This is a genomic window from Polynucleobacter tropicus, from assembly GCF_013307225.1.
Taxonomy (GTDB): Bacteria; Pseudomonadota; Gammaproteobacteria; order Burkholderiales; family Burkholderiaceae; genus Polynucleobacter; species Polynucleobacter tropicus.
Genome location: NZ_CP028942.1, coordinates 1,861,264 through 1,887,175 on the forward strand (window position 1 = coordinate 1,861,264; position 25,912 = coordinate 1,887,175).

A 25,912-nucleotide genomic window follows, 5' to 3' on the forward strand; every position below is an offset into this window, starting at 1 on the left:
CAACTATCAGTATTTAATACCAATATGTAAGGCAACGATACCCCCAGTCATTCTGTGGGTTTCTACTTCATCAAAACCGACATCTAACATCATTTGCTTAAGGGTTTCCGCATCCGGATGCATGCGAATCGATTCGGCCAAATAACGATAGCTTTCTGAGTCTTGCGCAATTTTTTCGCCCAACCAAGGCAAGACCTTAAATGAGTAAGCGTCATACACGGGCTGTAAAAACGCATCTGGCTTAGAAAATTCCAATACCAAAACACGTCCACCCGGTTTAATCACTCGGCACATCTCACCAAGAGCAACTTCCTTATGGGTCATATTGCGCAAACCAAATGCCACAGTCACCACGTCAAAGTGATTATTGGGAAAAGGGATTTTCTCCGCATCAAATTGCACACAAGGTATCGCAATACCACGATCCAATAAACGATCACGGCCAACGCCAAGCATTGAAGCATTGATATCACTTAACCAAACTTGAGCATCCGGATTGCTGCCCCATTGCGTCGCTTTAGCAAATGCTGCAGCAAGGTCACCCGTACCACCAGCGATATCTAATATCTTTTGACCAGGGCGCACGTTGGCGCGTGCAATCGTAATTTTTTTCCAGACTCGATGCAAGCCGAACGACATCATGTCATTCATGACATCATATTTATTGGCAACCGAGTGAAATACCTCCGCTACCTTGCCAGCTTTTTCTGCCTCATCAACGCTTTGGTAACCAAAGTGGGTTTTACTCATTAGTGACTTCCACAAGAATGGCCATGTGAATGACCTGTTGTCGCCATTGGGGCGTCGCGATCAAGCCCAGCAGCAGCCAATTTTTCTAAATACTCTTTCCATATTTGATCTTGGTTCTCGCACAAGAAGCGCAGATACTCCCAAGAGTACAAACCAGAATCATGTCCATCAGAAAAGGTTGGCTTTAAGGCATAGTGGCCAACAGGTTCAAGACTAGAGATTACAACGTCACGCTTGCCTGTCTGCAAAGTTTCTTGGCCAGGCCCATGACCCTGCACTTCAGCCGATGGTGAAACTACTCTCAACAGTTCAAAGGGCAAGCGATAGGTTTGGCCGTCTTCATAAGCAAGCTCCAATACTTTGGATTGTTGATGCACCACCACATTGCTTGGAATCATTAAACCAATACCCTTTCAATACCACCTTGGTTGGCCTTGGCAACATAATCTTGCATCCAATTATCGCCAAGTAACTTTTGCGCCATTTCCACCACAATGTAATCTGCAGTGGTATCGCTATCAGCATTAAATCGAGATAGTCCTTGCAAGCAAGATGGGCAGCTGGTCAATACTTTCACATCACCCACGAAATTACCTTTGCGTAATTCGTTTGCACCCTTTTCCATTTCTATTTGCTTGCGGAAACGAACTTGAGTAGAGATATCCGGGCGAGTGACCGCCAACGTTCCAGACTCGCCGCAGCAACGATCGTTCTTTGCAATCGCTTTACCGTCTTCTAACTGAATCAGTTCGTTAACCGTCTTCAAAGGATCCTGTAGCTTCATAGGTGAATGACAAGGATCGTGATACATGTACTTAACACCAGTCACACCCGACAGCTTCACACCCTTTTCCATCAGATACTCATGGATATCAATAATGCGGCAGCCTGGGAAGATCTGCTCAAACTGATAACCAGCTAACTGGTCATAACAAGTTCCACAAGAAACTACGACTGTTTTGATATCTAGATAATTCAGAGTATTGGCAACGCGATGAAACAGCACACGATTGTCAGTAATCATCTTCTCGGCTTTATCAAAATCGCCATTGCCACGTTGTGGATAACCACAGCAGAGATAACCTGGAGGCAATACGGTTTGCACACCGACGTTCCAAAGCATTGCTTGAGTAGCTAAGCCAACCTGAGAAAACAGACGCTCAGAACCGCAACCAGGGAAATAGAACACAGCCTCACTATCAGCAGAAGTGATCTTCGGATCACGAATGATAGGCACATAGTTCGCATCTTCGATATCCAACAAAGCACGCGCAGTCTTCTTAGGTAAATTACCCGGCATCTTTTTATTTACAAAAAAGATGACTTGCTCTTTCACACTTGGCTTACCAACAGTGGCTGGTGGATGTGCCGTTTGCTGTTTGGCGAACTTGCGCAACACATCATTTCCAAAGCGCTGCAATTTGTAACCCCAGCCAATCATGGTCTTGCGAGCTAGATGAATGGTGTCTGGGCTTGTCGCATTCAAGAAGAACATCGATGCTGCTGTACCAGGATTAAAACGTTGCTGTCCCATCTTGCGCAATAAATTACGCATATTCATGGTGACATCACCAAAATCAATCTTGACAGGACAAGGAGTTAAGCACTTATGACACACAGTACAGTGCGCGGCAACATCATCAAACATTTCCCAATGTCGAATCGAAACGCCACGACGAGTTTGCTCTTCATATAAGAAAGCTTCAATCAATAATGAGGTAGCCAAAATCTTGTCACGTGGGCTGTAGAGCAAGTTAGCGCGTGGCACATGTGTTGAGCAAACTGGTTTGCACTTTCCACAACGCAAGCAATCTTTTACGCTATCAGCAATTGCGCCAATATCACTCTGCTGCATGATGATGGACTCATGCCCCATCAAGCCGAAGCTAGGGGTGTAAGCCATACTCAAGTCAGCATGTGGCATGAGCTTGCCTTTATTGAAGCGCCCTTCTGGATCCACGCGATTCTTATAGCTACGGAAATCTTTAAGCTCTGCTTCGGTTAGGTACTCCAATTTGGTAATACCAATTCCATGCTCTCCAGAGATCACACCATCCAAAGATCGGGCTAACTTCATAATGCGGTCTACGGCACGATGCGCATCTTGCAACATCTCGTAGTCATCTGAGTTCACCGGAATATTAGTATGCACATTGCCATCGCCGGCATGCATATGCAAAGCGACGAATACTCTTTTGCGCAAAATATTTTTATGAATGGCTTCTAATTCATTCAGAATCGGCTCAAATGCTAAGCCACCAAAGATGATGCGCAACTCTGAACGCACTTCTTCTTTCCAAGAAGCGCGCAGACTGTAGTTTTGCAGTTGTACAAAATAAGTATCCATTTGCGCAAGCCACTCAGACCAGCGCAACCTTACTTTTGCAATTAACTCCAAAGCCTGTTGAACACGGTCACCCAAAATCTCTGCTGTAGGAATCTCGTAATCTTCTTCATTCTTTCCTAATGGCAGCGCACTCTTCTTTAGGAAGGCTTCGAGACCATCTAAAACTTGAAGCTTGTTTTTCAGGGAGAGTTCAATATTGATTCGATCAATGCCATCGGTGTACTCACCCATACGTGGCAATGGAATCACCACGTCTTCATTGATTTTGAATGCATTGGTATGACGAGCAATCGCTGCTGTACGTGCGCGATCTAACCAAAACTTCTTGCGAGCCTCTGCGCTAACTGCCACAAAACCTTCACCAACTCGCAAGTTAGCCATGCGCACCACTTCACTCGTTGCAGCAGCAACCGCCTCTTCGTCATCACCAGCGATATCACCAATCAAGACCATCTTTGGCAAGCTATTGCGCTTGGACTTTGTTGAATATCCAACTGCGCGCAAATAACGATCGTCCAAATGCTCAAGACCAGCCAAGATCGGGCCGCCTTGTTTGCTTAATGTCTCAAGGTAGGCCTTGATCTCAACAATGCTTGGGATCGCTTCACGAGCTTGACCGAAAAACTCTAGGCAAACAGTACGCATGTATTTAGGCATGCGATGCAATACCCAGGTTGCGCTTGTAATCAAACCATCGCAACCTTCTTTTTGCACTCCAGGCAAACCAGCTAAAAATTTATCGGTAACGTCTTTACCAAGACCTTCTTTACGGAAACGCTTTCCTTCTACCTCTAATATTTCTGTCTTCAAAATGCGCTGGCCAGGCTCACTATTTCCATCTGACCAAGTCAGCCGAAAGCGAACCTTTTCAACATCATGAATCTTGCCAAGGTTATGCTCAAGACGCTCTACATCAAGCCAGTTACCTTGTGGATCTACCATGCGCCAGCTGGCTAAGTTATCAAGAGCAGTGCCCCACAGAACAGCTTTTTTTCCACCTGCATTCATGGCGATGTTACCGCCAATACAACTTGCATCAGCTGAAGTAGGGTCGACTGCAAACACAAGCCCCGCATGCTCGGCAGCATCGGATACCCGACGCGTTACAACGCCAGCACCTGTAAAAATAGTTGAAACTTCCTGCTCAACACCTGGTAAGCGTTTACTTTTGACACCATCAATTTGTTGCAACTTCTCGGTATTGATCACTGCGGACATAGCATACAAAGGAATTGCACCACCTGTATAGCCAGTGCCGCCTCCGCGCGGAATGATCGTCAAACCCAACTCCACACAGGCTTTTACCAAGCCAGGAATTTCAGATTCATAGTCAGGCTTGAGAACTACCAGAGGAAACTCAACGCGCCAATCTGTCGCATCAGTTACGTGCGCGGCGCGAGAAACGCCATCAAAACAAATATTGTCACTAGCAGTATGACGGCCTAATTCTTTTCGAGCACGCTTGCGGATTTGCTCAACTTCCTTGAAGCCGTTCTCAAAATTTTCAATGGCGCGATAAGCGGCATTCAATAAAACTTCTACTTGCTCAGCAGAGTCACCATTGTTGCGCTTCTTCACCTCACCCAAGCGGTGCCACAAAGCGTCAATTAATTGCTGGCGACGATTAGGACTATCCAACAAGTCATCTTGCAGAAAGGGGTTGCGTTGCACCACCCAAATATCACCAAGAATTTCAAACAACATGCGAGCCGATCGGCCAGTTCTACGAACTCCACGCAAATCATTTAAAACGCGCCATGACTCCTCGCCTAATAGGCGGATCACAATCTCACGATCAGAAAAGGAGGTGTAGTTGTAGGGGATTTCGCGAAGTCGGGTGGGGCCCGCCTCAAAATCCTGCAACTGGTTCAAAGCCAATGGTGCGTTCATATCGACATATTTGATAAATATGCATTTTAATTGAGCTACCCAGATACTGTCAGGAATCCAAGAAAGTTGCTCAAAAGCTTATAAACCCTTGGAAAACTAAGGGCTTAGAGCCCATCCGTGGTACGCTCATCGCATGGCAACAAATTATTTAAAGAAAATTTTATCGGCTCGCGTCTATGACGTAGCAAGAGAAACTGAGCTTCAGGTCGCTCCAGAATTAAGCAAACGTTTGGGCAGCCAAGTTTTGCTAAAAAGAGAGGATAACCAGCCGGTTTTCTCATTCAAGCTTCGGGGCGCCTACAACAAAATGGCGCATTTGACGCCAGAAGCCTTAAAACGCGGGGTAATTGCTGCTTCAGCAGGCAACCATGCTCAAGGCGTCGCCTTGGCGGCGTCAAAAATGAAGTGCAAGGCCGTCATTGTGATGCCGGTAACCACACCAAGCGTCAAAATTGACGCCGTCAAAGCCAGAGGTGGATCTTGGGTAGAAATCATCCTGCATGGCGAATCCTATAGTGATGCCTTTAAGCATTCGGAAGTGGTGGCAAAAAAACGCGGCCTTACCTTTGTTCATCCCTTTGATGATCCGGATGTTATTGCCGGTCAAGGCACCATCGCTCAAGAAATTTTTGCTCAATATTCAGATCCCATTGATGCTGTATTTGTCGCTATCGGTGGTGGCGGATTAATTGCTGGCATTGGCGAATACGTTAAAGCTGTTAGCCCAAAAACAAAAGTGATCGGAGTTCAAGCATCCGACTCTGACGCCATGAATCAATCACTCAAAGCAAATAAACGCATTGAGATGAAAGACGTTGGATTGTTTTCAGATGGCACCGCTGTCAAATTGGTTGGTAAAGAAACTTTCCGTATCTGCAAAAAAGTAGTCGATGAAATCGTTACGGTTGATACCGACGAAATCTGCGCAGCAATTAATGATGTCTTTACCGATACCCGCAGCATCCTTGAGCCTGCAGGCGCCTTGGCTATTGCCGGCATGAAAAAGTATGTCGAGAAAAAACGGATTAAGAGGAAAACACTTGTAGCGGTAGCTTGTGGTGCCAATATGAACTTTAGTCGTCTGCGCTTTGTTGCAGAGCGCGCTGATGTTGGTGAATTCCGTGAGGCAGTATTTGCAGTCACTATTCCAGAAGAGCGTGGATCATTTAAGCGCTTCTGCGAATTACTTGGCAAGCGAAATGTTACGGAGTTTAACTATCGTATTGGCGATCAAAAAGAGGCTCACATTTTTGTTGGCATTAGCACTCAAAAAGCGGGCGATAGCGATGCAATCGCAAAGCATTTCCGCAAAGCGAAATTCGCAACCATCGACCTTACTCATGACGAATTAGCAAAATCTCATTTACGCCATATGGTGGGTGGTCATTCAGCACTTGCTAAAGATGAGCTGCTTTATCGCTTTGAATTCCCTGAGCGCCCAGGCGCACTCATGAAATTCTTGACTAGCATGGCGCCGAACTGGAACATCAGCCTGTTCCACTACCGCAATCACGGCGCAGACTATGGGCGCATTTTGGTCGGCATTCAAGTCCCAAAAAATGAGCAAAAGAAATTCCAGAAATTCTTGGCAACTCTAGGCTATCCACACTGGGATGAAAGCAATAACCCTGCTTATCGCTTATTCTTGAAATAACCATGTCGTACACGCTCACCGGAAAACTTGTCGTCGCGATTTCATCGCGCGCCTTGTTTGATTTCGAAGAAGAAAATCGCATCTTTGAATCTACCGATGACAGCGCCTATATGAAGCTTCAACTAGAGCGTCTGGCTACGGCAGCGCAGACCGGGGTAGCCTTTCCGCTTGTCAAAAAACTTCTTGCTTTTAATGAAGCAGGCGAACAACGAGTCGAGGTTGTCATCCTCTCTCGCAATGATCCCGTCAGCGGCTTGCGAGTTTTCCGATCTGCCGAACATCACGGTCTTCATCTAGAGCGCGGCGTGTTTACAAGAGGACGTCCGCCATACCATTACCTACGCTCTCTACATGCAAACCTCTTCTTATCAGCGAATGAAGATGATGTGAGAGCAACAATCGATGCTGGGTTCCCAGCAGCAAGAGTTTTCCCAGAATCCAGCAAAATTGCCGAGTCGCATCCTAATGAAATTCGGATTGCATTCGACGGAGACGCAGTACTGTTTTCGGACGAAGCGGAACAAGTTTTCCAGAACAAAGGTCTTGAAGCCTTTGTCGACCACGAAAGCAAAAAAGTAGATATCCCTTTGCCGCCCGGTCCATTCAAGCCTTTGCTAGAAGCATTACATAGACTGCAACGTTCAACTAGTGAAAATGGCATGCGCATTCGTACCGCCTTGGTAACCGCTCGCTCAGCGCCTGCGCATGAACGAGCTATCCGCACCTTAATGGCCTGGGGAATTGATGTGGATGAAGCGATGTTTTTGGGTGGTTTATCCAAGAGCGAATTTCTTCGAGAGTTTGAACCGGACTTTTTCTTTGATGATCAAACAGGTCATTGCCAATCAGCAGCATCTGTTGCTCCGACAGGGCACGTAGTATCTGGTGTCTCCAACCAGCCAAAAAACCAAAAATAATTATGGCAACACTCTCACTTGGGCAAACAACCCAATATCCAGATCAATACGATCCAAGTTTGCTTTTCCCTATTCCTAGAGCAGAAAATCGCGCCAAACTTGGTCTAAAAGAAGGTCAAGCGCTGCCATTCGTTGGTGTTGATATTTGGAATGCTTTTGAACTCGGCTGGCTTAATAAAAAAGGGAAGCCTCAAATCGCACTTGCTGAATTTCAGATTCCAGCTGATTCACCCAACATGATTGAATCTAAGTCGCTCAAGCTTTACCTCAACAGCCTAAACAACGCGCGCCTTGAAGATGAAGGCGAGCTTCGTGAATTACTCATTAAAGATCTTTCAGCTATTGCGGGAAGCAAGATCACCACACGCATTCAAGCAACCGAAGCTGTAGCCAAAAAAGGCATGCAAGAAATGGGTGGCGTTCTGTTAGACAGACTGGATATTGAGGTAGATCCATCCACACCAGCAGACCCAAGCTTATTGGGCGTTAATGAATCTTTTGGGCCAATCGAACAATGCCTGGTTTCTCATTTACTGAAATCGAACTGCCCTGTTACAGGACAACCGGATTGGGCTAGCGTCCAAATTCGATATCAAGGTCGCCCCATTCTTGAAGAAGGCTTATTGCGTTACCTGATTGGCTTTAGACAATTGGGTGAATTTCATGAGCACTGCGTTGAAACAATCTTTACTGATATCAAGCGGCAATGCAAGCCAGAAAAATTATCCGTGTACGCACGCTACACACGTCGTGGCGGTCTAGATATCAATCCATTCAGAACAGATCACAACTCACCTTGGCCAGATAATATTCGCCATGCTCGGCAATAAATAAAAAACCCTCAGAAATTTCTAAGGGTTTTTTCTTATCAGCCACCAATCACTTGAGTGGCTTGTTGGTTGCTTATTAGTTACTACTTAAAACGGAATATCGTCATCCATTGCACCCAATGAGGCGGCATTAGAAGCGGCTGGAGCCGGCTGCTCAGCAGACTTAGAACGACTATAGCTCTCGCCACTATCGCCACCGCCAACTGGCTTGCCACCAAGCATTTGCATAGTTTCAGCAACGATTTCTGTGGAGTACTTTTCTTGACCACTCGCATCCGTCCATTTACGCGTACGTAAACGACCCTCTACGTAAACCTGTGAACCTTTTTTAAGATATTGACCTGCGATCTCCGCAAGCTTTCCAAAGAATGCAACGCGATGCCATTCCGTGGTTTCTTTCATTTCACCTGTTTGCTTATCTTTGTAGCGATCTGATGTTGCTACTGAAATATTGGTAACTGCGTCGCCGCTTGGCATATAACGCGTTTCTGGATCGCGCCCTACGTTACCTACGATGATGACCTTATTTACCGAAGCCATGTTGTCTCCCGAAGAAAATACTACTGTTATTGCTACTTAAAAAATTGCCTTAATAAAAATCGATAAAGCTACGGCTGCGTCTTTGTTGCGAATTACTTTGAATCTTTTGATTTCGGTGGCATTTCGCCCATCGACCAAGCAATTATAAGCCAGCATACTAAGAGTACAGCGCCCATGACAAAGACCGATAAATCGCCATGGCTATCCATTAAATAGCCTCCTACAGTCGCCCCAGAAAACAAGCCAATAGATTGGGTAGTGTTGTAAACACCCAGTGCAGTACCTTTGGATTCTTTTGCAAAACGTGACACTAGGGAAGGCTGCAAGGCCTCCAATAAATTGAAGCCTACAAAATAAATTAAGAGTGCAATCGCAATTGAGATTACTGAGGATGTATTGGTGAATAAAAATTCGGCAATCAATAACAACACGATTGCTAGCAAAAGGATGGTGCGCAATTTTTGTTTCTTCTCGCCAAAAATCAAAATGGGCGCCATGAAGAAAAATGACAACAACACTACAGGCAAATAAATTTCCCAATGCGAAGCTAGAGGTAGTCCGGCCTGAACCAACAAACGCGGCACAACCAAAAACATCGCCACCTGTGTTGCATGCAGAACGAAGACGCCTAAATTGAGACGCATTAATTCGGGGCGCAAAAAGACTTCTCTTAATGAGGCTTGCTGGATATTTACTTCAGGCTTGTTACTGGGCAACACAAAGTGCGTCACTAGCATCGCGGCAACACCTAAGATTGCTAAGACAATAAAAATTCCACTCAGACTAATGAGGCGATATATCGGTGCTGCAATTACCAAAGACAGAGCAAAAGAGAGGGCGATACTGCCTCCAACCAAAGCCATTGCTCGAGTACGCACCTGTTCACGCGTAAGATCAGCAACCCATGCAGAAATAGCAGCCGATACTGCGCCTGCACCCATAACTCCGCGACCAATTGCAATCCAAAGCAAATCGTCTTGGGCAGCGCAAATTAGTGCCCCAGCCACGAACAAAGAGAGACCCCAAAGCACCACCGGCTTACGCCCAATACGGTCAGAAAGACGTCCCAATGGGATATAAAAGCAGGCCTGAACGATATTGAAAATACCCAGGGTCAAACCAACCCAAAGAGCATGCTCACCGCCCGGCAAACCCCGTGCATGAATGCTAAAGACGGGCAGTAGCAAGAAAAGGCCCAGCATTCGCAGGCCAAAAATGCCTGCTAAAGCGAGAGTGGAGCGAAGTTCAGAAGGATTCATGGGAAAGAGCTATATTAACAAGTTACGCTAAAAAATCATGAATAACGAAATCAAGATCCGCGGTGCCCGCACCCACAACCTCAAAAATATCAATCTGGACATTCCTAGAGAGAAACTGGTCGTCTTAACTGGCCTATCCGGCTCAGGGAAAAGTTCACTTGCTTTTGACACGCTCTATGCAGAGGGTCAACGACGTTATGTAGAGTCATTATCCGCCTATGCCCGTCAATTTTTGCAGTTAATGGAAAAACCCGACGTAGATACGATCGAGGGTTTATCTCCAGCAATCTCAATCGAGCAAAAGGCGACCAGCCACAATCCGCGCTCTACCGTTGGCACCGTAACAGAAATTCATGATTACCTGCGTCTCTTATTTGCTCGCGCAGGAACACCACATTGCCCAGAACACGATCTTCCGCTGGAAGCGCAAAGCGTTTCTCAAATGGTAGATACGGTATTAGCAATGCCAGAAGATACCAAGCTCATGATTCTTGCTCCCGTGGTCAGCGAGCGTAAAGGTGAGTTTGTTGATTTTTTCCAAGATCTCCAAGCGCAAGGCTTTGTGCGCTTTCGTGTGCGCTCTGGTGGAGGCACCGCCAATGCCGCTAAAGCAGAAATCTTTGAAGTAGATCAATTACCAGCACTAAAGAAAAACGACAAACACTCTATTGAAGTTGTAGTAGATCGAATTAAAGTTCGACCTGACATTCAACAACGCCTTGCTGAATCGTTTGAGACTGCCCTGCGCTTAGCTGATGGCAAAGCAATGATTGTTGATATGGATACCGGCAAAGAGATGATTTTCTCGAGCAAATTTGCCTGTCCAGTTTGCTCATATTCTTTGCAAGAGCTAGAGCCACGTCTTTTTTCTTTCAACAATCCGATGGGCGCCTGCCCCTCATGCGACGGACTTGGACATCAATCTTTCTTTGATCCAAAACGTATCGTTGCGCACCCTGATTTATCACTAGCTTCTGGCGCTATTAAAGGCTGGGATCGACGCAATCAGTTTTATTTCAAGCTACTACAAACGCTCGCCAAGCATGGTGGCTTCGACGTTGAAAAGCCTTTTGAATCTCTTTCCAAGAAACAGCAAGATCTGATCTTATTGGGCTCTGGCGATGTCACCATACCGTTTGAGTACATCAATGAGCGCGGAAAAAATACTATTCGTGAGCACGCATTTGAAGGCATTGTTGCTAACTTTGAACGTCGCTATCGCGAAACAGATTCTGTCACTGTGCGCGAAGAGCTTGCTCGTTATCAGAACATTCAAACCTGTCCTGAATGTAGCGGCAGTCGCCTGCGTAAAGAAGCACGCTTTGTTCGGGTGGGCGAGAAAAAACAATCGCGCGCTATTTATGAAATCAGCGCACTCCCACTAAAGGATGCGAAAGAATATTTCGAGACTCTTGAGCTTAAGGGTGCTAAAAAAGAAATTGCCGACAAGATTGTTAAAGAAATCAGTGCTCGTCTACGCTTCTTAAACGATGTTGGCCTTGACTATCTCTCACTTGAACGCAGCGCAGACACGCTCTCAGGTGGCGAGGCACAACGTATTCGCCTTGCAAGCCAGATTGGTTCTGGATTAACAGGTGTGATGTATGTATTAGACGAGCCATCAATTGGACTGCATCAACGCGATAACGATCGACTGATTGGCACGCTCAAGCATTTACGTGACTTGGGCAATAGTGTTTTAGTTGTAGAGCATGATGAAGACATGATCCGTGCATCAGATTGGGTAATCGATATCGGGCCTGGTGCCGGCGTTCATGGCGGCGAAATTGTTGCGCAAGGTACACCTGCGGAAGTTGAGGCCGATATTAAATCTCTCACTGGCGCTTACCTTGCTGGACGTGAATCAATTGAAGTTCCAGAAAAGCGCATTCCTGTAAATGATCGCTTCTTAGAAATTATCGGTGCACGCGGAAACAACTTGCAATCCGTACATGCCAAGATTCCCGTAGGACTACTAACTTGCGTGACTGGTGTCTCAGGTTCAGGTAAATCAACCCTAATCAATGACACCCTTCATCATGCAGTCGCTCAACATTTGTATGGTTCAAGTGCTGAGCCAGCTGCGCACGATGCCATCAAGGGCCTAGAGCACTTCGACAAAGTCATTAGCGTGGATCAGTCACCGATTGGTCGTACACCACGATCCAACCCTGCTACCTATACCGGTCTTTTCACACCCATTCGTGAGCTATTTGCAGGAGTTCCCGCTGCGCGTGAACGTGGTTACGAAGCTGGCCGCTTCTCCTTTAACGTCAAAGGCGGTCGTTGTGATGCCTGTGAAGGTGATGGCGTTCTCAAAGTCGAAATGCATTTCTTGCCAGATGTTTATGTGCCTTGTGATGTTTGTCATGGCAAGCGCTATAACCGCGAAACATTAGACATCCGTTACAAAGGGAAAAATATTCACGAAGTGCTTTCAATGACGATCGAACAAGCTCATGAATTCTTTGAAGCAGTTCCTGTGGTTAAACGCAAACTCAAAACACTTTTGGACGTTGGTTTAGGTTACGTACAGCTAGGCCAAAGCGCAACGACTCTGTCAGGCGGTGAAGCGCAACGCGTAAAGCTTTCGCTAGAGCTTTCCAAACGCGATACCGGAAGAACGCTCTATATCTTGGATGAGCCCACTACGGGCTTGCATTTCCACGATATTCAACTGCTATTAACCGTCATTCAAACGCTGAAGAAACAAGGCAATACGATCGTCATCATCGAACACAATCTCGATGTAATTAAGACTGCCGATTGGATTATTGATTTAGGCCCTAAAGGTGGTGCTGGTGGTGGACAAATCATTGCGACTGGAACGCCCGAAGAAGTTGCCAAGAATGATGTGAGTTTTACCGGTCATTATCTGGCCCCCCTCTTAACTCGCAAAATGAGTACGAGTGCAGGCGCAGCCAAAAAGAAAAAGTAGATAGCGAATTTCGCTATCTACTAAAGATTAGTACTTACAGTAACTTAGCCTCAGCCAAATCTATTGCCTCTGGGTTGCCAGAGATCACCAGAATATCGTTTGCCTGAAGTAGTAAGTCTGGAGCAAGTGCCAACTTACTGTAGTCAGCATTGCGGCCCTTGCGACGAACCGCTTGGACGCTAACGCCTTCGTTTTCAAGATGAAGATCAGATAGCGTTTTACCCACAGCCTGAGAATTTGGTAGCAAGGTGATGGAGTGCAAGCGCCAAGACTCATTCGAACCGAAATCATCATCACTCGCACCCCGGAAGTAGCCCCTTAATAAGCTATAACGCTCTTCACGCGCAGTCGTAATGCGTCTTACCACCTTGCGCATGGGCACGCCCATAATCAGCAAGACGTGCGATGCAATCATCAAGCTACCCTCAATTAATTCGGGCACTACTTCAGTTGCACCTGCTGCTTGTAGCTTAGCAATATCAGCATCATCTTTAGTGCGCACTAGCACGGTCATGCCGGGGCGCAAATGCTCAACCTGACGCAACACTCTTAAGCTGGCAGCAGTATCTGCGTATGTGATAACGACAGTTTTCGCCCTTGAAAGACCGGCGGCTACCAAATAATTTTCACGGCTAGCATCGCCATACACAACGTTATCGCCAGCAGCAGCGGCTTCTTTCACTCGATCAGGATCTAGATCCAAAGCAATGTATGGAATTTTTTCCTGATCAAGCATGCGAGCCAAACTTTGCCCAGAACGACCAAAACCACAAATGATCACGTGATTTTCATTACGAACACTTTTAGCAGCAACCCGAGTTAGTGCAAGTGATTGCAATAGCCATTCATTGCTTGAGAAGCGCATTGCGATACGGTCGCTGTATTCAACCAAGAATGGCGCGCAAAACATCGAAAGCAACATGGCAGCCAGAACAGCTTGACTCAAAGTGGGATCAATCAGGTCTAAGCCATCAATCTGCGTAAGAAGCACAAAACCAAACTCACCTGCTTGAGCCAGACAAAGTCCAGTCCGTATTGAGATGCCAGTGCTGGAGCCAAAGGCCTTCGAAAGCAAAGCAATGAGACCAAACTTAAATATCAATGGACCAATTAATAAAGCCACTACCAACATCCATTGCTCTCTAATGACACTGAAGTCGAGCAACATGCCGATCGTAATAAAGAAGAGGCCTAGCAAAACATCGCGGAAAGGTTTGACATCTTCCTCAACCTGATGGCGATAAGGCGTTTCAGAAATCAACATACCCGCCAAGAATGCTCCGAGAGCTAGCGACAAACCGAAATGCTCAGTCAAGCCTGCCATTCCAAGCACAATCAGCAACAGATTGAGCATGAATAATTCTTGCGAGCGTAACTTCGCAACCAATCTAAACCAACGGCTCATTAAAGATTGGCCAATAAAGAAAATCAGCGTCAGAGCAACTGTGATTTTGATGGACGCAGCCGTCAGCGCGACAAAAAGATCTTTCGGATTTTTTCCTAAAGATGGCAACAAGATCAGCAAGAAGACCACAGCCAAATCTTGAAAAAGCAAAATGCCAACGACATTTCGACCGTGCTCTGTCTCCAACTCAGCACGATCAGAAATCAGTTTGGTAACAATGGCGGTGGATGACATGGCTAGCGCCCCACCCAAAGCAATTGCAGCCTGCCATGAGATCGGATAAATCCAATTCATTAATAAGCTAGCAGGTACCGCCAAAACCATTGTCAAAATAACTTGGCTGCCACCCAAGCCAAATACGATATTGCGCATTGACCTGAGCTTATGCAGGTTAAATTCCAGGCCAATTGAGAACATCAAGAAAACAACCCCAAACTCCGCCAAGTACTTCACCGTAGCGGAATCGCTTGCCAAGCCCAAGGCATTAGGCCCAATCAGCACACCGATGGCCAAATAGCCCAAAATAGGGGGTAAGCCAAAATAGCGGAAAATAACCACTCCAGCCACACCAGAGGCTAAGAGAATAAGAGTTAATTCAAGGACTGACGGCATATACTTACTCGATGATAGCTAAGACTCGTGAACGTACCCTAAAGCTTGCCCGCGATACCCTCACTATTGAGGCTGCTGCACTGCAAACAATGCGTGATCGCCTTGAAGGCCAAAACGCAGATGCCCTGATTCATGCCGTGGAATTACTACATGGATGCAAAGGCAGAATCGTAGTGTCTGGCATTGGCAAATCGGGACATATTGCCCGCAAAATTGCAGCCACATTTGCCTCAACAGGATCTCCTGCTTTTTTTGTACACCCCGCTGAAGCTAGCCATGGTGATTTGGGCATGGTTACTCGTGAAGATGTTTTTGTAGCTCTATCCAATTCTGGTGAGACAGATGAGTTGCTAACAATCGTTCCGATCGTCAAGCGTACTGGCGCCAAACTGATCGCACTCACTGGTGCACCGAATTCATCTCTCGCAAAATTAGCGGATGCGCATTTAGATACCAGCGTAGAAAAAGAAGCATGTCCGCTCAATCTCGCGCCAACCACTAGCACTACCGCAGCACTTGCTATGGGTGATGCGCTTGCAGTCGCCCTACTAGACGCTCGCGGCTTTCAAGCAGAAGACTTTCAGCGCTCGCATCCTGGCGGTCGCTTAGGTCGAAAACAATTGATGCATGTCAGTGAAGTAATGAGAAGTTTTGATGACACGCCAAAAATTTCGATTCAAGCCTCGCTACAAGATGCTTTACTAGAGATGACTGCGAAACGAATGGGCATGGTCGTCATACTTGATGAAAACAATAAAGTGTTTGGTATTTTGACCGACGGAGATTTGCGCCGTTTACTCGAGAAAAATACCAACCTCAGCAACATCACACTTAAAAGCGCCACGACTTCCAGCCCAAGAACTATCCCGCCTGAGCTGCTAGCAGAAGAAGCAATAGAGATGATGGAAAAGCATCGCATTAATCATTTAGTGGTTACAGATAAAGCCGGGGTTTTACTTGGCGCACTGAACTTACACGATCTTTTTGCAGCTAAAGTTATTTAACGAGTTACCCATTCAATTCCATGCCGAGCGCTTTTAACACTCACAATACAAATCCTCTATCGAGTTACCCGCAAGCCTGGGAACGCGCCAGCAAAATTAAGTTATTGGTTTTAGACGTAGACGGGGTATTAACAAATGGACAGGTTTGGATTGGTGCCGAAGGAAAAGAATCCTTAAAAGCATTCGATATTCAAGATGGTCTGGGCATCAAATTACTAGAGCAATGTGGTATTGCTACTGCGATTATTACCGGCAGAAATTCCAAAATGGTGCTGGCTCGCTGTGACGAACTTGGTATTAAGCATGTGCATATGGGCGTTGAGAATAAAGCACTTGCCTTAGAAGAAGTACTCAAGTCACTTGGACTCAAGGCGAGCGATTGCGCAGTCATGGGTGATGATTGGCCGGACCTAGCCATGATGAAATATGCAGGTCTTCGCATCGCCCCAGCCCAAGCGCATGAAGCTGTTAAAGAGTTTGCGCATTTAGTCACCTCACGTGCTGGCGGCAATAGCGCAGTAAGAGAAGCATGCGACCTGATTCTGAAATCCCAGAATCGCTATGAAGAGTTACTCAACAAAGCTCGCAACTAAGAATATTCAGGCTGGCAATGCAATTCAATTCTCAACAAATCAAATTTAGTATTGGTCGCACCTTGTTGCGTCTAATGCCATTGATATTGATGGGCTTGCTAACTTTAGTGACGTTTTGGTTGGTCCGAAAAAATACTCCGCCCGAGCACTCTATACTGGAGCGCGTGCGCCTTCATGAGCCCGATTACATCATTCAAAACGGCACTCTCTCTGCATTAAACGAGCAGGGGAACACTAAGTACCGCATTTTGGGCAACAAGGTCACCCACTACGATGACGATGCTTCAATCGATATTGATTTGCCTCGCATGCGCCTTTTTCAGCCAGATAAAGCGCCTGTTACCGTTAAATCAAATACCGGACATCTAGATGGCGACCTAACGATTTTGGAGCTATTTGATAACGCATCGATCTTCAGACCGCCTCAGGCAGCCACAGCCACTGAGCCAGCGACCTTAAGAATGTTAGCCTCGTCTAGCTATTTCAAAGTCTTAATTAACGATGACATCGTTAAAACCGATAAACCCATTACGCTTGAACAAGGCATGTCAGTGATGCACTCTACCGATGGTGGAATCTTTGACAATATTCAGCAAAGCATGACCCTATCTGGGCAAGTTAAAGGTCGAATTGAACGCGCCCCGCGCAATGGTCAATAAAATATCTGCATGATTCGACTTTCAACCATCTGGACTGTGTTTTGTCTCCTTCTCTGCGCGAATATTGCTCACGCAGAAAAGGCTGATCAAGACAAACCAATCATTCTTGAGGCTGAGAGCGTTTCGGTAAATGATGTGCAGCAGATTTACGATCTCAAAGGCCAGATTCTGCTAATTAAGGGCAGCATGGTTGTTACGGGAGATGATGGCCATATCCAAGTTGATCCTGAGGGCTATGAGTTTGTTGATGTCAAAGGAACTACCGATACTGCTGCCAGCTTTAGACAAAGAAGAGAAGGACTGGCTGATGAATTTATGCAAGGCCATGGCACACAAGTTTCCTACAATGCAAAAACAGAATTACTGACCATTACTGGCGACGCCAAATTAAAGCGTTTGCTAAATATGCAGATGCTCGATCAACTACAAGGCTGGAAAATTGAGTACGATGACATTACTGAACGCTATCGTGTAACGCCGCCTTCCAGCGCAAAACCAGAGGACCTTCCCTTGGCAAGAGCAATCCTTTCACCAAGAAGAAAAGCCACATTAGAAAAATGACAACGGATCAAGCTCAAGACAACTCAACTGCAACGCTCAGCGCCCATAAATTGCAAAAACGTTATGGCTCAAGAACAGTAGTGCGCGATGTTTCCGTAGAAGTGAAATGTGGTGAAGTCGTAGGTCTTCTGGGGCCAAACGGCGCAGGCAAGACTACCTCTTTTTACATGATTGTCGGCCTAGTGCCAGCAGATGGCGGCCAAATAGTGCTTGATGGCAAAGACATCACGCATTTACCCATTCACGAGCGTGCTCGCATGGGCCTCTCCTATCTACCTCAAGAGGCATCCGTTTTCAGAAAACTCAATGTGGCTGAAAACATTCAAGCAGTTCTAGAACTCCAAGTACAAGGTGGCAAGCCATTAAGCAAGGCTGAGATTGCCAATCGATTGGATGAGCTTTTGGGCGAACTTCAAATTGGTCACCTACGCAATAATCCAGCGCTGTCCCTTTCAGGCGGAGAACGGAGACGCGTTGAAATCGCTCGAGCTTTAGCTTCACAGCCTAAATTTATTTTGCTAGATGAGCCTTTCGCTGGTGTTGACCCCATTGCTGTTGGGGAAATTCAGCGAATCGTTCGTTTCTTAAGAGACCGACAGATTGGCGTCCTGATAACAGACCACAATGTTCGAGAAACCCTCGGTATTTGTGATCATGCCTACATCATCAGCGAAGGCAGCGTTTTGGCAGAAGGCCAACCAGATCAAATCATTCAAAATGACGCGGTTCGTCGAGTCTATTTGGGTGAGAACTTCCGGATGTAATCCCCATACTTGTGCAAAGCGCAGGGCTTCTGTCCGCATAAGTAATAAAAAATTCATTTCCCCTCTTGGATTTCGGCAAATTCGCTGATACGCTGGAGGTTCATGCATTACTTCTCAAAAAAAACAGCTCAAATTCCACAGGGGCATGCTGCGCACCCCAGCTATAGCTATGCGCAGGCTTTGATATAAGGAGTTGCTAATGAATTTAAAAATTAATAGCCGTCATGTTGAAGTTACCCCCGCAATGCGTACGCACTTGGAGGCCGGCTTAGCGAAAATTCGAAAGCACTTCGACCACGTTATTGATGCATCGGCATTTTTAGTAGTCGATAACGCCAAAGAAAAAGATCTGCGTCAAAGCGCTGAGATCACCATTCACCTCAAGGGCAAAGAATTATTTGCTGAGGCCCATAACGCCGATCTTTACCACGCCATGGACGCCGTCGTTGACAAACTGGAGCGCCAAGTTGTCAAACACAAGGAAAAGATCCAGGATCATCATCACGAAAAGCGTTTTGAGTGATCTCCGACGTCAGGACACCTATAATCATTTCTAATGAATGCCCTGACTAATCTTTTCACCCCCGACTGCATCGTATTAGACAATCCTGCCAAAAACAGAGCTGATGCGTTTGCAGCCGCCGGAGAACTATTTGCGAAGCAAGTTGGTATCGACGCAAGCTCAGTCATCGAGTTTTTAAACGCTCGTGAAGAATTGGGCTCAACCGCCCTCGGTGCAGGAGTTGCCATACCTCACGGTCGAGTAAAGGGATTAAAGCAGCCAGCAGCCGCGTTAATTCGCCTCAAAGACCCAATTGAATTCGCCGCACCCGATGGCGAACCCGTTAAGACCCTCATTTTCTTATTGGTGCCAGAGAAGGCAACACAGCAACACCTAGAAATTCTGTCCTCGATTGCGCAACTATTATCAGATACGGATGTTCGCGAAACATTGAGCACCTCTACCGATACAACAAAAGTTTGTGAGCTATTGCAGCATTGGGGTAATACAAAATGACGCAGCCATTACTCTTAGATGGAGTAACTGCTCAGCAAATTTTTGATGACAATGTCTCCGATCTCAAACTTTCTTGGATCGGCGGCCTAGAGGGTGCTGACCGCACCTTTCCACCCGAAGCGGTCAAGGCTGCAGCTGCTAGCTCTGACCTTGTGGGTCACTTAAACCTCATTCACCCAAGCCGTATTCAAATTTTTGGCGAACAAGAAGTTGATTACCACGCAGCCTTAGAGCCCAAACAAAAACAAGAACAAATTGCGAGCCTGATTTCAAAGACGCCGCCTTGCGTGATTGTGGCCGACGGCAAGACTGCTGATCCAGACTTGCAACTGTTCTGCCAGCGATCCTCAACACCATTATTTACAACACAAATTTCCGCCGCAGAAGTCATTGACCATTTGCGAACCTACCTCACCAAAATTGGCGCCCCACAAATTACGATGCATGGGGTCTTCATGGACATCCTTGGATTGGGCGTCTTACTTACTGGTGAATCCGGCTTAGGTAAAAGTGAATTAGGTCTTGAACTCATTTCGCGTGGCCATGGTCTAGTTGCTGATGACGCGGTTGATTTTGCGCGACTTGGCCCAGATTACATTGAGGGCCGATGCCCAGTCATCCTTAGAAATCTACTTGAAGTGCGCGGTCTCGGCTTGCTCGATATTCGCACCATCTTTGGTGAAACAGCTGTGCGCCGTAAATTAAAGCTGCGACTCATCGTTCAACTCGTCCGCAGAACCGATGGCGAATTTGAGCGACTTCCATTAGAAGCCCAACACGTTGACGTTTTAGGCGTGCCGATTCGTACTGTAAAAATTCAGGTGGCTGCCGGTCGAAACTTGGCCGTTCTTGTTGAAGCAGCAGTACGCAATACTATTTTGCAATTGCGCGGTATTGATACTCTTAAAGAGTTCATTGAACGTCAGCGTATTCAAATGAATGTCGAGACAGACTCAACAAAGTCCCAGGGACGTCTGCTGTAGGTCATGCAAATCAATCTGATTACCGGAATCTCAGGCTCAGGTAAATCAGTGGCCCTGAGGGCATTCGAGGACGCTGGATATGATTGCGTCGATAACCTCCCTGTTTCTCTATTAGAAAATCTCATCGACACTCTGGTGCGAGAAAACAGCGAACGAGTAGCTGTAGCGATTGATGCGCGTCGCGGCCAATCTATTGCCGAGCTTCCCTCGATTCTTGAAACACTGAGGTGTAAGCATCAAGTCAGGGTTGTATTTTTAAATGCCGATACCAACACCTTGGTGCAACGATTCTCGGAAACACGACGTCGTCATCCTTTATCAAGCGATGCTAAACAATCCCAATCAGCCACCTTAATTGAGGCAATTGATAAAGAGCGGAATCTACTTGAGCCTTTACGAGCGCAAGCTCATAGCATCGACACCAGCAATCTTCCTGCTCACGCTTTGCGCTCTTGGATTCAAGATCTTCTAAAAGACAAGCCTGTCGGGCTCACCGTCATTTTTGAATCCTTTGGTTTTAAAAAGGGAATACCGAGTGAGGCAGACCTCGTTTTTGATGTGCGCTGCCTTCCAAACCCCCACTATGACAAAGTGCTCAGACCACTTACAGGCAACGACAAACCTGTTAAGGAATTTCTAGAAAAAATTCCCGAGGTTGCGAGCATGGAAAGTGACATTACTCAATTTATTGAGAAATGGTTGCCCCATTACATTGCGGATGGGCGTAGCTACTTAACGGTGGCTATAGGCTGCACTGGCGGGCAACACCGCTCGGTATATTTAGTTAACCGTATAAGTGAACATTTCCGAGCCAAAAAAGATCTGATCGATTTACAGCTTAATTTTTTAGATCGCCATCGCGAACTAGATTCAATCCCTGCAGCAAAATCTTAATAGGCTGCGGCAAACCATAGCGGCCCAACTGCCTGATGGGTATCCATCGTAAATCTTCGCTTTTTAACTCCAAGTTTCGAGAAGCAGTAACTTCCCAAATCTGCATCCACAATCGTCGATGGGTAAAAACATGCTTAATCCGAGAGCCTAGAGTCACATCCTTACAAGCCTTCAGCCATGGGCCTACATTCTCATTTGGCAAAGACTCTTCAAATATATTTTTGAACGTTGGCAGCTTTCTTTTTTTATCAGACTTTGCGACCCAATTTGATTCTGGCAAGGACCATAAGCCGCCCCAAATGGCTCTGCTCGGACGCTTTTGTAAGAGGATGGAATTGCCAGACCGAATAAGCAGCATATTGCAATCAAACTCGGGTGACTTTGCTTTCATAATTTTTTGTGGAAATGAAAGCGCTTGATTAATGAGGTTGGCTTGGCAATCTTTTTCAAAAGGACATTTTTTCTCATTACTAAGACACGCTGGCTTGCGAGAAGTACACCAAGTAGCACCAAAGTCCATTAAAGCCTGTGTATACACCGGCATATCTGAAGGCTTCTTTGGCAATAACTTATCTGCCAAACTCCACAAGCCGTCATTAACAAGTTTGTTTTGTAATGCGCCTTCTATCGCAAATAAACGGGCCAATATTCGTTTAACGTTGGCATCCAAAATCGGGGCTCTTGCATGAAATGCAAATGCCGCAATAGCTCCAGCCGTTGATCGACCTATTCCTTTTAATTTTTCAAGCGAGTCAGGATCGCTCGGAAAGCGCCCACCAAATTCACTCACAACTTGCTGTGCACAGTTATGTAAATTTCGAGCACGAGAGTAATAGCCTAATCCAGCCCACTCCGCCAAAACTTCATCAATATGCGCAGCAGCCAATTTCTTCACTGTTGGAAAACGTTTCATAAAACGGGGGTAACGCTCTAAGACCGTAGCAACTTGAGTTTGCTGCAGCATAATTTCTGATACCCAGACGGCGTAGGGATCTCGCTTGCCCTGCCAAGGCAAGCCAGACCGACCGTGACGAGAATGCCAAGTTATTAACTTCTGTGAAAACAGATCAATTAGCGTTTTTGACATGTAGGACAGAAATAGGTGGATCGTTGCCCTTGCACGATTTGTTTAATCGGTGTTTTGCACACTTTGCATGGCTGATCTTTGCGATCGTACACTTTGGTTTGCACCATGAAATGACCAGGATCACCATCACTGTTCACAAAATCTTTCAGGCTACTACCACCTGCAGCAATTGCTCTTTTCAAAATGAATCGTACTGCCTCGGCTAAACGCGAGCATTGAGGGCGCGTCAATTTACCTGCCGGCTTTGCTGGATGAATTCCTGCTTTGAATAAACTTTCGGAGCAGTAAATATTGCCGACCCCAACAACTGCTTGGCCCGCCAACAAAAATTGCTTTACTGCGACACTACGATTTCGAGAAGTTTGGTACAGCAACTCCGCGCCAATCTCACCATCAAACTCCTGAGAAAAAGGTTCAACTCCTAATTTCTGTAACAACAGATTTTTCTCTACAGGCCCTTTTGATACGGGATGCCATAAAACTGCCCCAAATTTTCTTGGGTCATGCAGACGTAAGCTCAGGCTCCCAAATTCCAAAATCACACGATCATGCAATTTCAAAGGCTCTTTAAGCGAAAGCACTCTTAAAGTTCCAGTCATCCCCAAATGAATCAATAGGTGACCGGTAGCAAATTCAATTAATAGATACTTTCCTCTACGCCGAATATCCTTCACCTTTTGCCCAAGCAATAACTTGGAGAGATTTTTAGGGACTGGCCAGCGTAAACGCCCATCCAATATCTGGACGGCTGTAACAGCTTGCCCCTGAAGGTGAGGGGCAATTCCCAATCTGGTGACTTCTACTTCTGGAAGTTCTGGCATAAATGAATTGTAGATTCGCAGATTAGAATGTGCTTATGAGCAAATTGTCACTTTTCTCCCTAGCGATCCTGACTGGCGGAACTTTGCTAATGGGCTCAGCTCGAGCTCAAACGGATGAAACATCAGCCGGCAAGGCTGTTTTTGAAGTTTTAGCCTCTGAAATTGCCTTGCAACGGGGTGAGGCTGGCCTAGCCTATAACACCTATATGGAGATGGCTCGGCAATACAAAGATCCACGCCTTGCTCAGCGGGCAATGGAAATTGGAATTGCAGGTGGTTCACCTGAGCTTGCCTTGCAGGCTGCTCAAGTTTGGGACAGTCTCGCGCCCGCTTCCGACACAAAACCCAAGGAAGTGTTTATCACTCTTCTGATTCTAAATAATCACTGGTCAGATGCAGTAAAACCAGCAGTTTCCTTACTGCGCCAACAAACGCCCGCTCAGCAAGAAAACACACTTCTGCAACTACAAGCGTTGTTAAGTAAAGCCAAAGATGAGCCTGAAGCTTTACGCGCTTTTTATGAGATTGCATCGAATGCAAAGCTAAACCCTAAGAATTTAGGCTTGCTTTATACCTATGCCATGTCAGCCGAGAAGGTTGGTCGGGTTGATGTTATGGAAAAAAATTTGCGAGAGATTTTGCGCAAAAACCCCAATGATGTAAATGCGCTCAATGCGCTTGGCTATTCTCTTGCCGATCGCAACACCAAATTACCGGAAGCGCTCATACTCATTAGCAAAGCACATCAACTCTCACCACAAGACGCTTTCATCTTGGATAGCCTAGGCTGGGTAAATTTCCGTCTTGGTAAAAATGAGCTTGCATTGGAACAGTTGCAACAAGCATTTCGGATGAAACCCGAAGCGGATATTGCCGCACATACTGGTGAAGTTTTATGGTCCATGGGGCGAAAAGCTGAAGCAGAAGCGATGTGGCAAGAGGGCCAAAAATTAGATGCTAATAACGCCACCCTTCAAGAAACTTTAAAGCGCTTAAAGCCTAACTGGTTAAGCCCAACTCAAGCCCTCAAGGGGTCATGGGATGGGCGTTTTGCGGTTAAGGTTACCGGTCTCACTGATGCCCAAAATCAAGGGGGTTCTGGTGGCTTTACATTAGTTCAAGACAACCTCAAAGATACTCTTGAGATTCGCAACCCCATCGGTGGTGCAATTGCAAAAATTACGATTACTCCTGGAGAGGCAACCCTAGAGCGTGATGGTCAAATCACTAGTGCGATTGACGCAGATACTCTGGTGCAAAACACATTAGGACTTCCATTGCCAGCAAGAGGTTTATCGAATTGGCTAAGAGGGGAAACTCGTCCAGGCAGCGAAGCAAGTGTAGAAAGAAACAACAAGGGACAAGTAAGCGAAATTCGTCAAGATGGATGGAATTTACGTTACAGCTGGAGCGATCAGAACCGACTCGATAAGCTAATGATGACTAGAAGCTCAAACATCGGATCGATTGATATTCGTCTTGTTTTTGATCAAGCAAATGAGTAAAGCCGTTCACGACAAACTAATACTGCAATCCCCTGCCAAGCTCAATTTGTTTTTACATATCGTGGGCCGCAGATCTGATGGATATCACCTGCTGCAATCAGCCTTTCAACTAATCGACTGGTGCGACACAATTATTCTAAAGCGAATTTCTGAAAATGAAATTCGTCATGCAAATCCAATCCCAGGCGTTCTACCGGAGCATGATCTTGTAGTGCGCGCCGCAACACTCTTAAAAGACTTTTGTCAGATCAAGGCTGGAGTAGAAATTCACCTCAAAAAAGAAATTCCAATGGGTGCTGGTTTAGGCGGAGGATCATCCGATGCGGCCACTACTTTAATTGGCTTAAACAAACTCTGGGGCCTCGGCCTCGATACAAATACGCTTTGCAAATTAGGCCTTCAACTTGGCGCTGACATTCCTTTCTTCATTTTTGGTAAAAATGCTTTTGTTGAAGGCATCGGGGAGCAAATGCAAGAAATCAGCCTAGAACAGCGTGATTTTTTGGTGATCTTCCCCAATCAAGGCATCCCGACCCTTCGCATCTTCCAAGACCCTCAATTGACCAGAGATCACGGTCAGATTACAATGGAGGGCTTTCTTGCATCGCCATGGTCCAGCCTTTCGAATGATTGCCAGGCTGTAGCGATGCGGATATGTCCTGAAGTGAAGCAAGCTTTGGATTGGATAAGTCAGGCAATACCGGGGTCCGAACCCCGTATGTCAGGCTCCGGAAGTAGCGTTTTTGCCATCTTAGACCCTAAGATCGAGCGCGAAAAACTGGAAAATCTTCTTCAAAATCTTCCTAAAGGGTGGAAAGGTCGGGTTGTTCGGGGGATAAACAAAAATCCCGCTTACAATTTGATTTCTTCAGATTGAGCTG

Annotated in this window: 23 protein-coding genes; 15 read left to right on the forward strand and 8 right to left on the reverse strand. The window is 46.2% G+C overall.

Going from position 1 to position 25,912, the window contains the following annotated elements:
- Positions 1 to 6: 6 nt before the first annotated feature.
- The 3 genes from ubiE to DCO17_RS09500 are packed head-to-tail and all read right to left on the reverse strand — an operon-like array spanning position 7 to position 4,987.
- Complete coding sequence (ubiE, locus tag DCO17_RS09490) at positions 7 to 750, reverse strand: bifunctional demethylmenaquinone methyltransferase/2-methoxy-6-polyprenyl-1,4-benzoquinol methylase UbiE (protein ID WP_173956475.1); 744 nt, start codon at positions 748 to 750, stop codon at positions 7 to 9.
- On the reverse strand, positions 750 to 1,148 hold the full coding sequence (locus tag DCO17_RS09495; protein ID WP_173956476.1) for a gamma-butyrobetaine hydroxylase family protein: 399 nt from the start codon (positions 1,146 to 1,148) through the stop codon (positions 750 to 752). The genes ubiE and DCO17_RS09495 overlap by 1 nt, the downstream gene beginning before the upstream one ends.
- Positions 1,148 to 4,987: a DUF3683 domain-containing protein gene (locus DCO17_RS09500; protein ID WP_173956477.1), complete on the reverse strand. Its 3,840-nt coding sequence runs from the start codon at positions 4,985 to 4,987 to the stop codon at positions 1,148 to 1,150. Before DCO17_RS09500 ends, DCO17_RS09495 begins: the two co-directional genes overlap by 1 nt.
- A 133-nt stretch (positions 4,988 to 5,120) precedes the next feature.
- Between DCO17_RS09500 and ilvA the strand changes: the two genes are divergently transcribed.
- The 3 genes from ilvA to queF are packed head-to-tail and all read left to right on the forward strand — an operon-like array spanning position 5,121 to position 8,388.
- Entirely contained in the window at positions 5,121 to 6,641 is a 1,521-nt protein-coding gene (ilvA, locus tag DCO17_RS09505) for a threonine ammonia-lyase, biosynthetic (protein WP_173956478.1), read from the forward strand.
- 2 nt (positions 6,642 to 6,643) lie between these two features.
- A complete protein-coding gene (locus DCO17_RS09510; protein WP_173956479.1) occupies positions 6,644 to 7,558 on the forward strand; it encodes a 5'-nucleotidase in 915 nt (304 codons plus the stop codon).
- A 2-nt stretch (positions 7,559 to 7,560) separates the two neighbouring features.
- On the forward strand, positions 7,561 to 8,388 hold the full coding sequence (queF, locus tag DCO17_RS09515; RefSeq protein WP_173956480.1) for an NADPH-dependent 7-cyano-7-deazaguanine reductase QueF: 828 nt from the start codon (positions 7,561 to 7,563) through the stop codon (positions 8,386 to 8,388).
- 87 nt (positions 8,389 to 8,475) lie between these two features.
- On the opposite strand, the gene ssb is transcribed toward queF, so the two are convergent.
- The gene (ssb, locus tag DCO17_RS09520) at positions 8,476 to 8,928 is read right to left on the reverse strand and encodes a single-stranded DNA-binding protein (RefSeq protein WP_173956481.1); all 453 of its coding nucleotides are present in this window, start codon (positions 8,926 to 8,928) and stop codon (positions 8,476 to 8,478) included.
- 92 nt (positions 8,929 to 9,020) lie between these two features.
- Positions 9,021 to 10,187: an MFS transporter gene (locus DCO17_RS09525; RefSeq protein ID WP_173956482.1), complete on the reverse strand. Its 1,167-nt coding sequence runs from the start codon at positions 10,185 to 10,187 to the stop codon at positions 9,021 to 9,023.
- A 37-nt stretch (positions 10,188 to 10,224) separates the two neighbouring features.
- Here DCO17_RS09525 and uvrA point away from each other — a divergent pair, with 37 nt between their 5' ends.
- Positions 10,225 to 13,125 (forward strand): excinuclease ABC subunit UvrA, encoded by a 2,901-nt coding sequence (gene uvrA, locus DCO17_RS09530; RefSeq protein ID WP_173956483.1) that lies wholly within the window; start codon positions 10,225 to 10,227, stop codon positions 13,123 to 13,125.
- 34 nt (positions 13,126 to 13,159) lie between these two features.
- Here the strand turns inward: uvrA and DCO17_RS09535 are convergent, their stop codons facing one another.
- A complete protein-coding gene (locus DCO17_RS09535; protein WP_173956484.1) occupies positions 13,160 to 15,142 on the reverse strand; it encodes a monovalent cation:proton antiporter family protein in 1,983 nt (660 codons plus the stop codon).
- Positions 15,143 to 15,153: 11 nt separating this feature from the next.
- Here DCO17_RS09535 and DCO17_RS09540 point away from each other — a divergent pair, with 11 nt between their 5' ends.
- The 9 genes from DCO17_RS09540 (at position 15,154) to rapZ (ending at position 21,618) form a co-directional block, all read left to right on the forward strand.
- On the forward strand, positions 15,154 to 16,146 hold the full coding sequence (locus DCO17_RS09540) for a KpsF/GutQ family sugar-phosphate isomerase (protein WP_173956485.1): 993 nt from the start codon (positions 15,154 to 15,156) through the stop codon (positions 16,144 to 16,146).
- A gap of 20 nt (positions 16,147 to 16,166) precedes the next feature.
- Positions 16,167 to 16,739, forward strand: coding sequence for a KdsC family phosphatase (locus tag DCO17_RS09545; RefSeq protein ID WP_173956486.1), 573 nt, complete (start codon positions 16,167 to 16,169; stop codon positions 16,737 to 16,739).
- 17 nt (positions 16,740 to 16,756) lie between these two features.
- Positions 16,757 to 17,398 carry an LPS export ABC transporter periplasmic protein LptC gene (lptC, locus tag DCO17_RS09550; RefSeq protein WP_173956487.1) on the forward strand — a complete coding sequence of 214 codons (642 nt, stop codon included), beginning with the start codon at positions 16,757 to 16,759 and terminating at the stop codon, positions 17,396 to 17,398.
- Positions 17,399 to 17,407: 9 nt separating this feature from the next.
- A complete protein-coding gene (locus DCO17_RS09555; protein ID WP_173956488.1) occupies positions 17,408 to 17,959 on the forward strand; it encodes an LptA/OstA family protein in 552 nt (183 codons plus the stop codon).
- Positions 17,956 to 18,723, forward strand: a complete 768-nt coding sequence (gene lptB / locus DCO17_RS09560) for an LPS export ABC transporter ATP-binding protein (protein WP_173956489.1) — start codon at positions 17,956 to 17,958, stop codon at positions 18,721 to 18,723. The genes DCO17_RS09555 and lptB overlap by 4 nt, the downstream gene beginning before the upstream one ends.
- A 199-nt stretch (positions 18,724 to 18,922) precedes the next feature.
- Complete coding sequence (gene hpf / locus DCO17_RS09565) at positions 18,923 to 19,246, forward strand: ribosome hibernation-promoting factor, HPF/YfiA family (protein WP_173956490.1); 324 nt, start codon at positions 18,923 to 18,925, stop codon at positions 19,244 to 19,246.
- A gap of 33 nt (positions 19,247 to 19,279) precedes the next feature.
- The gene (locus DCO17_RS09570; protein WP_173956491.1) at positions 19,280 to 19,741 is read left to right on the forward strand and encodes a PTS sugar transporter subunit IIA; all 462 of its coding nucleotides are present in this window, start codon (positions 19,280 to 19,282) and stop codon (positions 19,739 to 19,741) included.
- A complete protein-coding gene (gene hprK, locus DCO17_RS09575) occupies positions 19,738 to 20,724 on the forward strand; it encodes an HPr(Ser) kinase/phosphatase (RefSeq protein ID WP_173956492.1) in 987 nt (328 codons plus the stop codon). Before DCO17_RS09570 ends, hprK begins: the two co-directional genes overlap by 4 nt.
- Positions 20,725 to 20,727: 3 nt before the next feature.
- Positions 20,728 to 21,618 carry an RNase adapter RapZ gene (rapZ, locus tag DCO17_RS09580; protein WP_173956493.1) on the forward strand — a complete coding sequence of 297 codons (891 nt, stop codon included), beginning with the start codon at positions 20,728 to 20,730 and terminating at the stop codon, positions 21,616 to 21,618.
- On the opposite strand, the gene mutY is transcribed toward rapZ, so the two are convergent.
- Together mutY and mutM are read right to left on the reverse strand one after the other, a co-directional pair.
- On the reverse strand, positions 21,563 to 22,705 hold the full coding sequence (mutY, locus tag DCO17_RS09585) for an A/G-specific adenine glycosylase (RefSeq protein ID WP_173956494.1): 1,143 nt from the start codon (positions 22,703 to 22,705) through the stop codon (positions 21,563 to 21,565). The genes rapZ and mutY overlap by 56 nt on opposite strands.
- Positions 22,690 to 23,526, reverse strand: coding sequence for a bifunctional DNA-formamidopyrimidine glycosylase/DNA-(apurinic or apyrimidinic site) lyase (gene mutM / locus DCO17_RS09590; protein ID WP_173956495.1), 837 nt, complete (start codon positions 23,524 to 23,526; stop codon positions 22,690 to 22,692). The genes mutY and mutM overlap by 16 nt, the downstream gene beginning before the upstream one ends.
- A 35-nt stretch (positions 23,527 to 23,561) precedes the next feature.
- On the opposite strand from mutM, the gene DCO17_RS09595 reads away from it, so the two are divergent.
- Both DCO17_RS09595 and ispE read left to right on the forward strand, forming a co-directional pair.
- Entirely contained in the window at positions 23,562 to 25,031 is a 1,470-nt protein-coding gene (locus tag DCO17_RS09595) for an outer membrane lipoprotein LolB (RefSeq protein WP_173956496.1), read from the forward strand.
- Entirely contained in the window at positions 25,024 to 25,908 is an 885-nt protein-coding gene (gene ispE / locus DCO17_RS09600; protein ID WP_173956497.1) for a 4-(cytidine 5'-diphospho)-2-C-methyl-D-erythritol kinase, read from the forward strand. The genes DCO17_RS09595 and ispE overlap by 8 nt, the downstream gene beginning before the upstream one ends.
- Positions 25,909 to 25,912 lie beyond the last annotated feature (4 nt).

What these genes read in the sequence shown, in the direction of transcription:
- ubiE (WP_173956475.1), bottom strand. Translation starts at nt 750, where the DNA reads ATGAGTAAAACCCACTTTGGTTACCAAAGCGTTGATGAGGCAGAAAAA.
- DCO17_RS09495 (WP_173956476.1), bottom strand. Translation starts at nt 1,148, where the DNA reads ATGATTCCAAGCAATGTGGTGGTGCATCAACAATCCAAAGTATTGGAG.
- DCO17_RS09500 (WP_173956477.1), bottom strand. Translation starts at nt 4,987, where the DNA reads ATGAACGCACCATTGGCTTTGAACCAGTTGCAGGATTTTGAGGCGGGC.
- ilvA (WP_173956478.1), top strand. Translation starts at nt 5,121, where the DNA reads ATGGCAACAAATTATTTAAAGAAAATTTTATCGGCTCGCGTCTATGAC.
- DCO17_RS09510 (WP_173956479.1), top strand. Translation starts at nt 6,644, where the DNA reads ATGTCGTACACGCTCACCGGAAAACTTGTCGTCGCGATTTCATCGCGC.
- queF (WP_173956480.1), top strand. Translation starts at nt 7,561, where the DNA reads ATGGCAACACTCTCACTTGGGCAAACAACCCAATATCCAGATCAATAC.
- ssb (WP_173956481.1), bottom strand. Translation starts at nt 8,928, where the DNA reads ATGGCTTCGGTAAATAAGGTCATCATCGTAGGTAACGTAGGGCGCGAT.
- DCO17_RS09525 (WP_173956482.1), bottom strand. Translation starts at nt 10,187, where the DNA reads ATGAATCCTTCTGAACTTCGCTCCACTCTCGCTTTAGCAGGCATTTTT.
- uvrA (WP_173956483.1), top strand. Translation starts at nt 10,225, where the DNA reads ATGAATAACGAAATCAAGATCCGCGGTGCCCGCACCCACAACCTCAAA.
- DCO17_RS09535 (WP_173956484.1), bottom strand. Translation starts at nt 15,142, where the DNA reads ATGCCGTCAGTCCTTGAATTAACTCTTATTCTCTTAGCCTCTGGTGTG.
- DCO17_RS09540 (WP_173956485.1), top strand. Translation starts at nt 15,154, where the DNA reads ATGATAGCTAAGACTCGTGAACGTACCCTAAAGCTTGCCCGCGATACC.
- DCO17_RS09545 (WP_173956486.1), top strand. Translation starts at nt 16,167, where the DNA reads ATGCCGAGCGCTTTTAACACTCACAATACAAATCCTCTATCGAGTTAC.
- lptC (WP_173956487.1), top strand. Translation starts at nt 16,757, where the DNA reads ATGCAATTCAATTCTCAACAAATCAAATTTAGTATTGGTCGCACCTTG.
- DCO17_RS09555 (WP_173956488.1), top strand. Translation starts at nt 17,408, where the DNA reads ATGATTCGACTTTCAACCATCTGGACTGTGTTTTGTCTCCTTCTCTGC.
- lptB (WP_173956489.1), top strand. Translation starts at nt 17,956, where the DNA reads ATGACAACGGATCAAGCTCAAGACAACTCAACTGCAACGCTCAGCGCC.
- hpf (WP_173956490.1), top strand. Translation starts at nt 18,923, where the DNA reads ATGAATTTAAAAATTAATAGCCGTCATGTTGAAGTTACCCCCGCAATG.
- DCO17_RS09570 (WP_173956491.1), top strand. Translation starts at nt 19,280, where the DNA reads ATGAATGCCCTGACTAATCTTTTCACCCCCGACTGCATCGTATTAGAC.
- hprK (WP_173956492.1), top strand. Translation starts at nt 19,738, where the DNA reads ATGACGCAGCCATTACTCTTAGATGGAGTAACTGCTCAGCAAATTTTT.
- rapZ (WP_173956493.1), top strand. Translation starts at nt 20,728, where the DNA reads ATGCAAATCAATCTGATTACCGGAATCTCAGGCTCAGGTAAATCAGTG.
- mutY (WP_173956494.1), bottom strand. Translation starts at nt 22,705, where the DNA reads ATGTCAAAAACGCTAATTGATCTGTTTTCACAGAAGTTAATAACTTGG.
- mutM (WP_173956495.1), bottom strand. Translation starts at nt 23,526, where the DNA reads ATGCCAGAACTTCCAGAAGTAGAAGTCACCAGATTGGGAATTGCCCCT.
- DCO17_RS09595 (WP_173956496.1), top strand. Translation starts at nt 23,562, where the DNA reads ATGAGCAAATTGTCACTTTTCTCCCTAGCGATCCTGACTGGCGGAACT.
- ispE (WP_173956497.1), top strand. Translation starts at nt 25,024, where the DNA reads ATGAGTAAAGCCGTTCACGACAAACTAATACTGCAATCCCCTGCCAAG.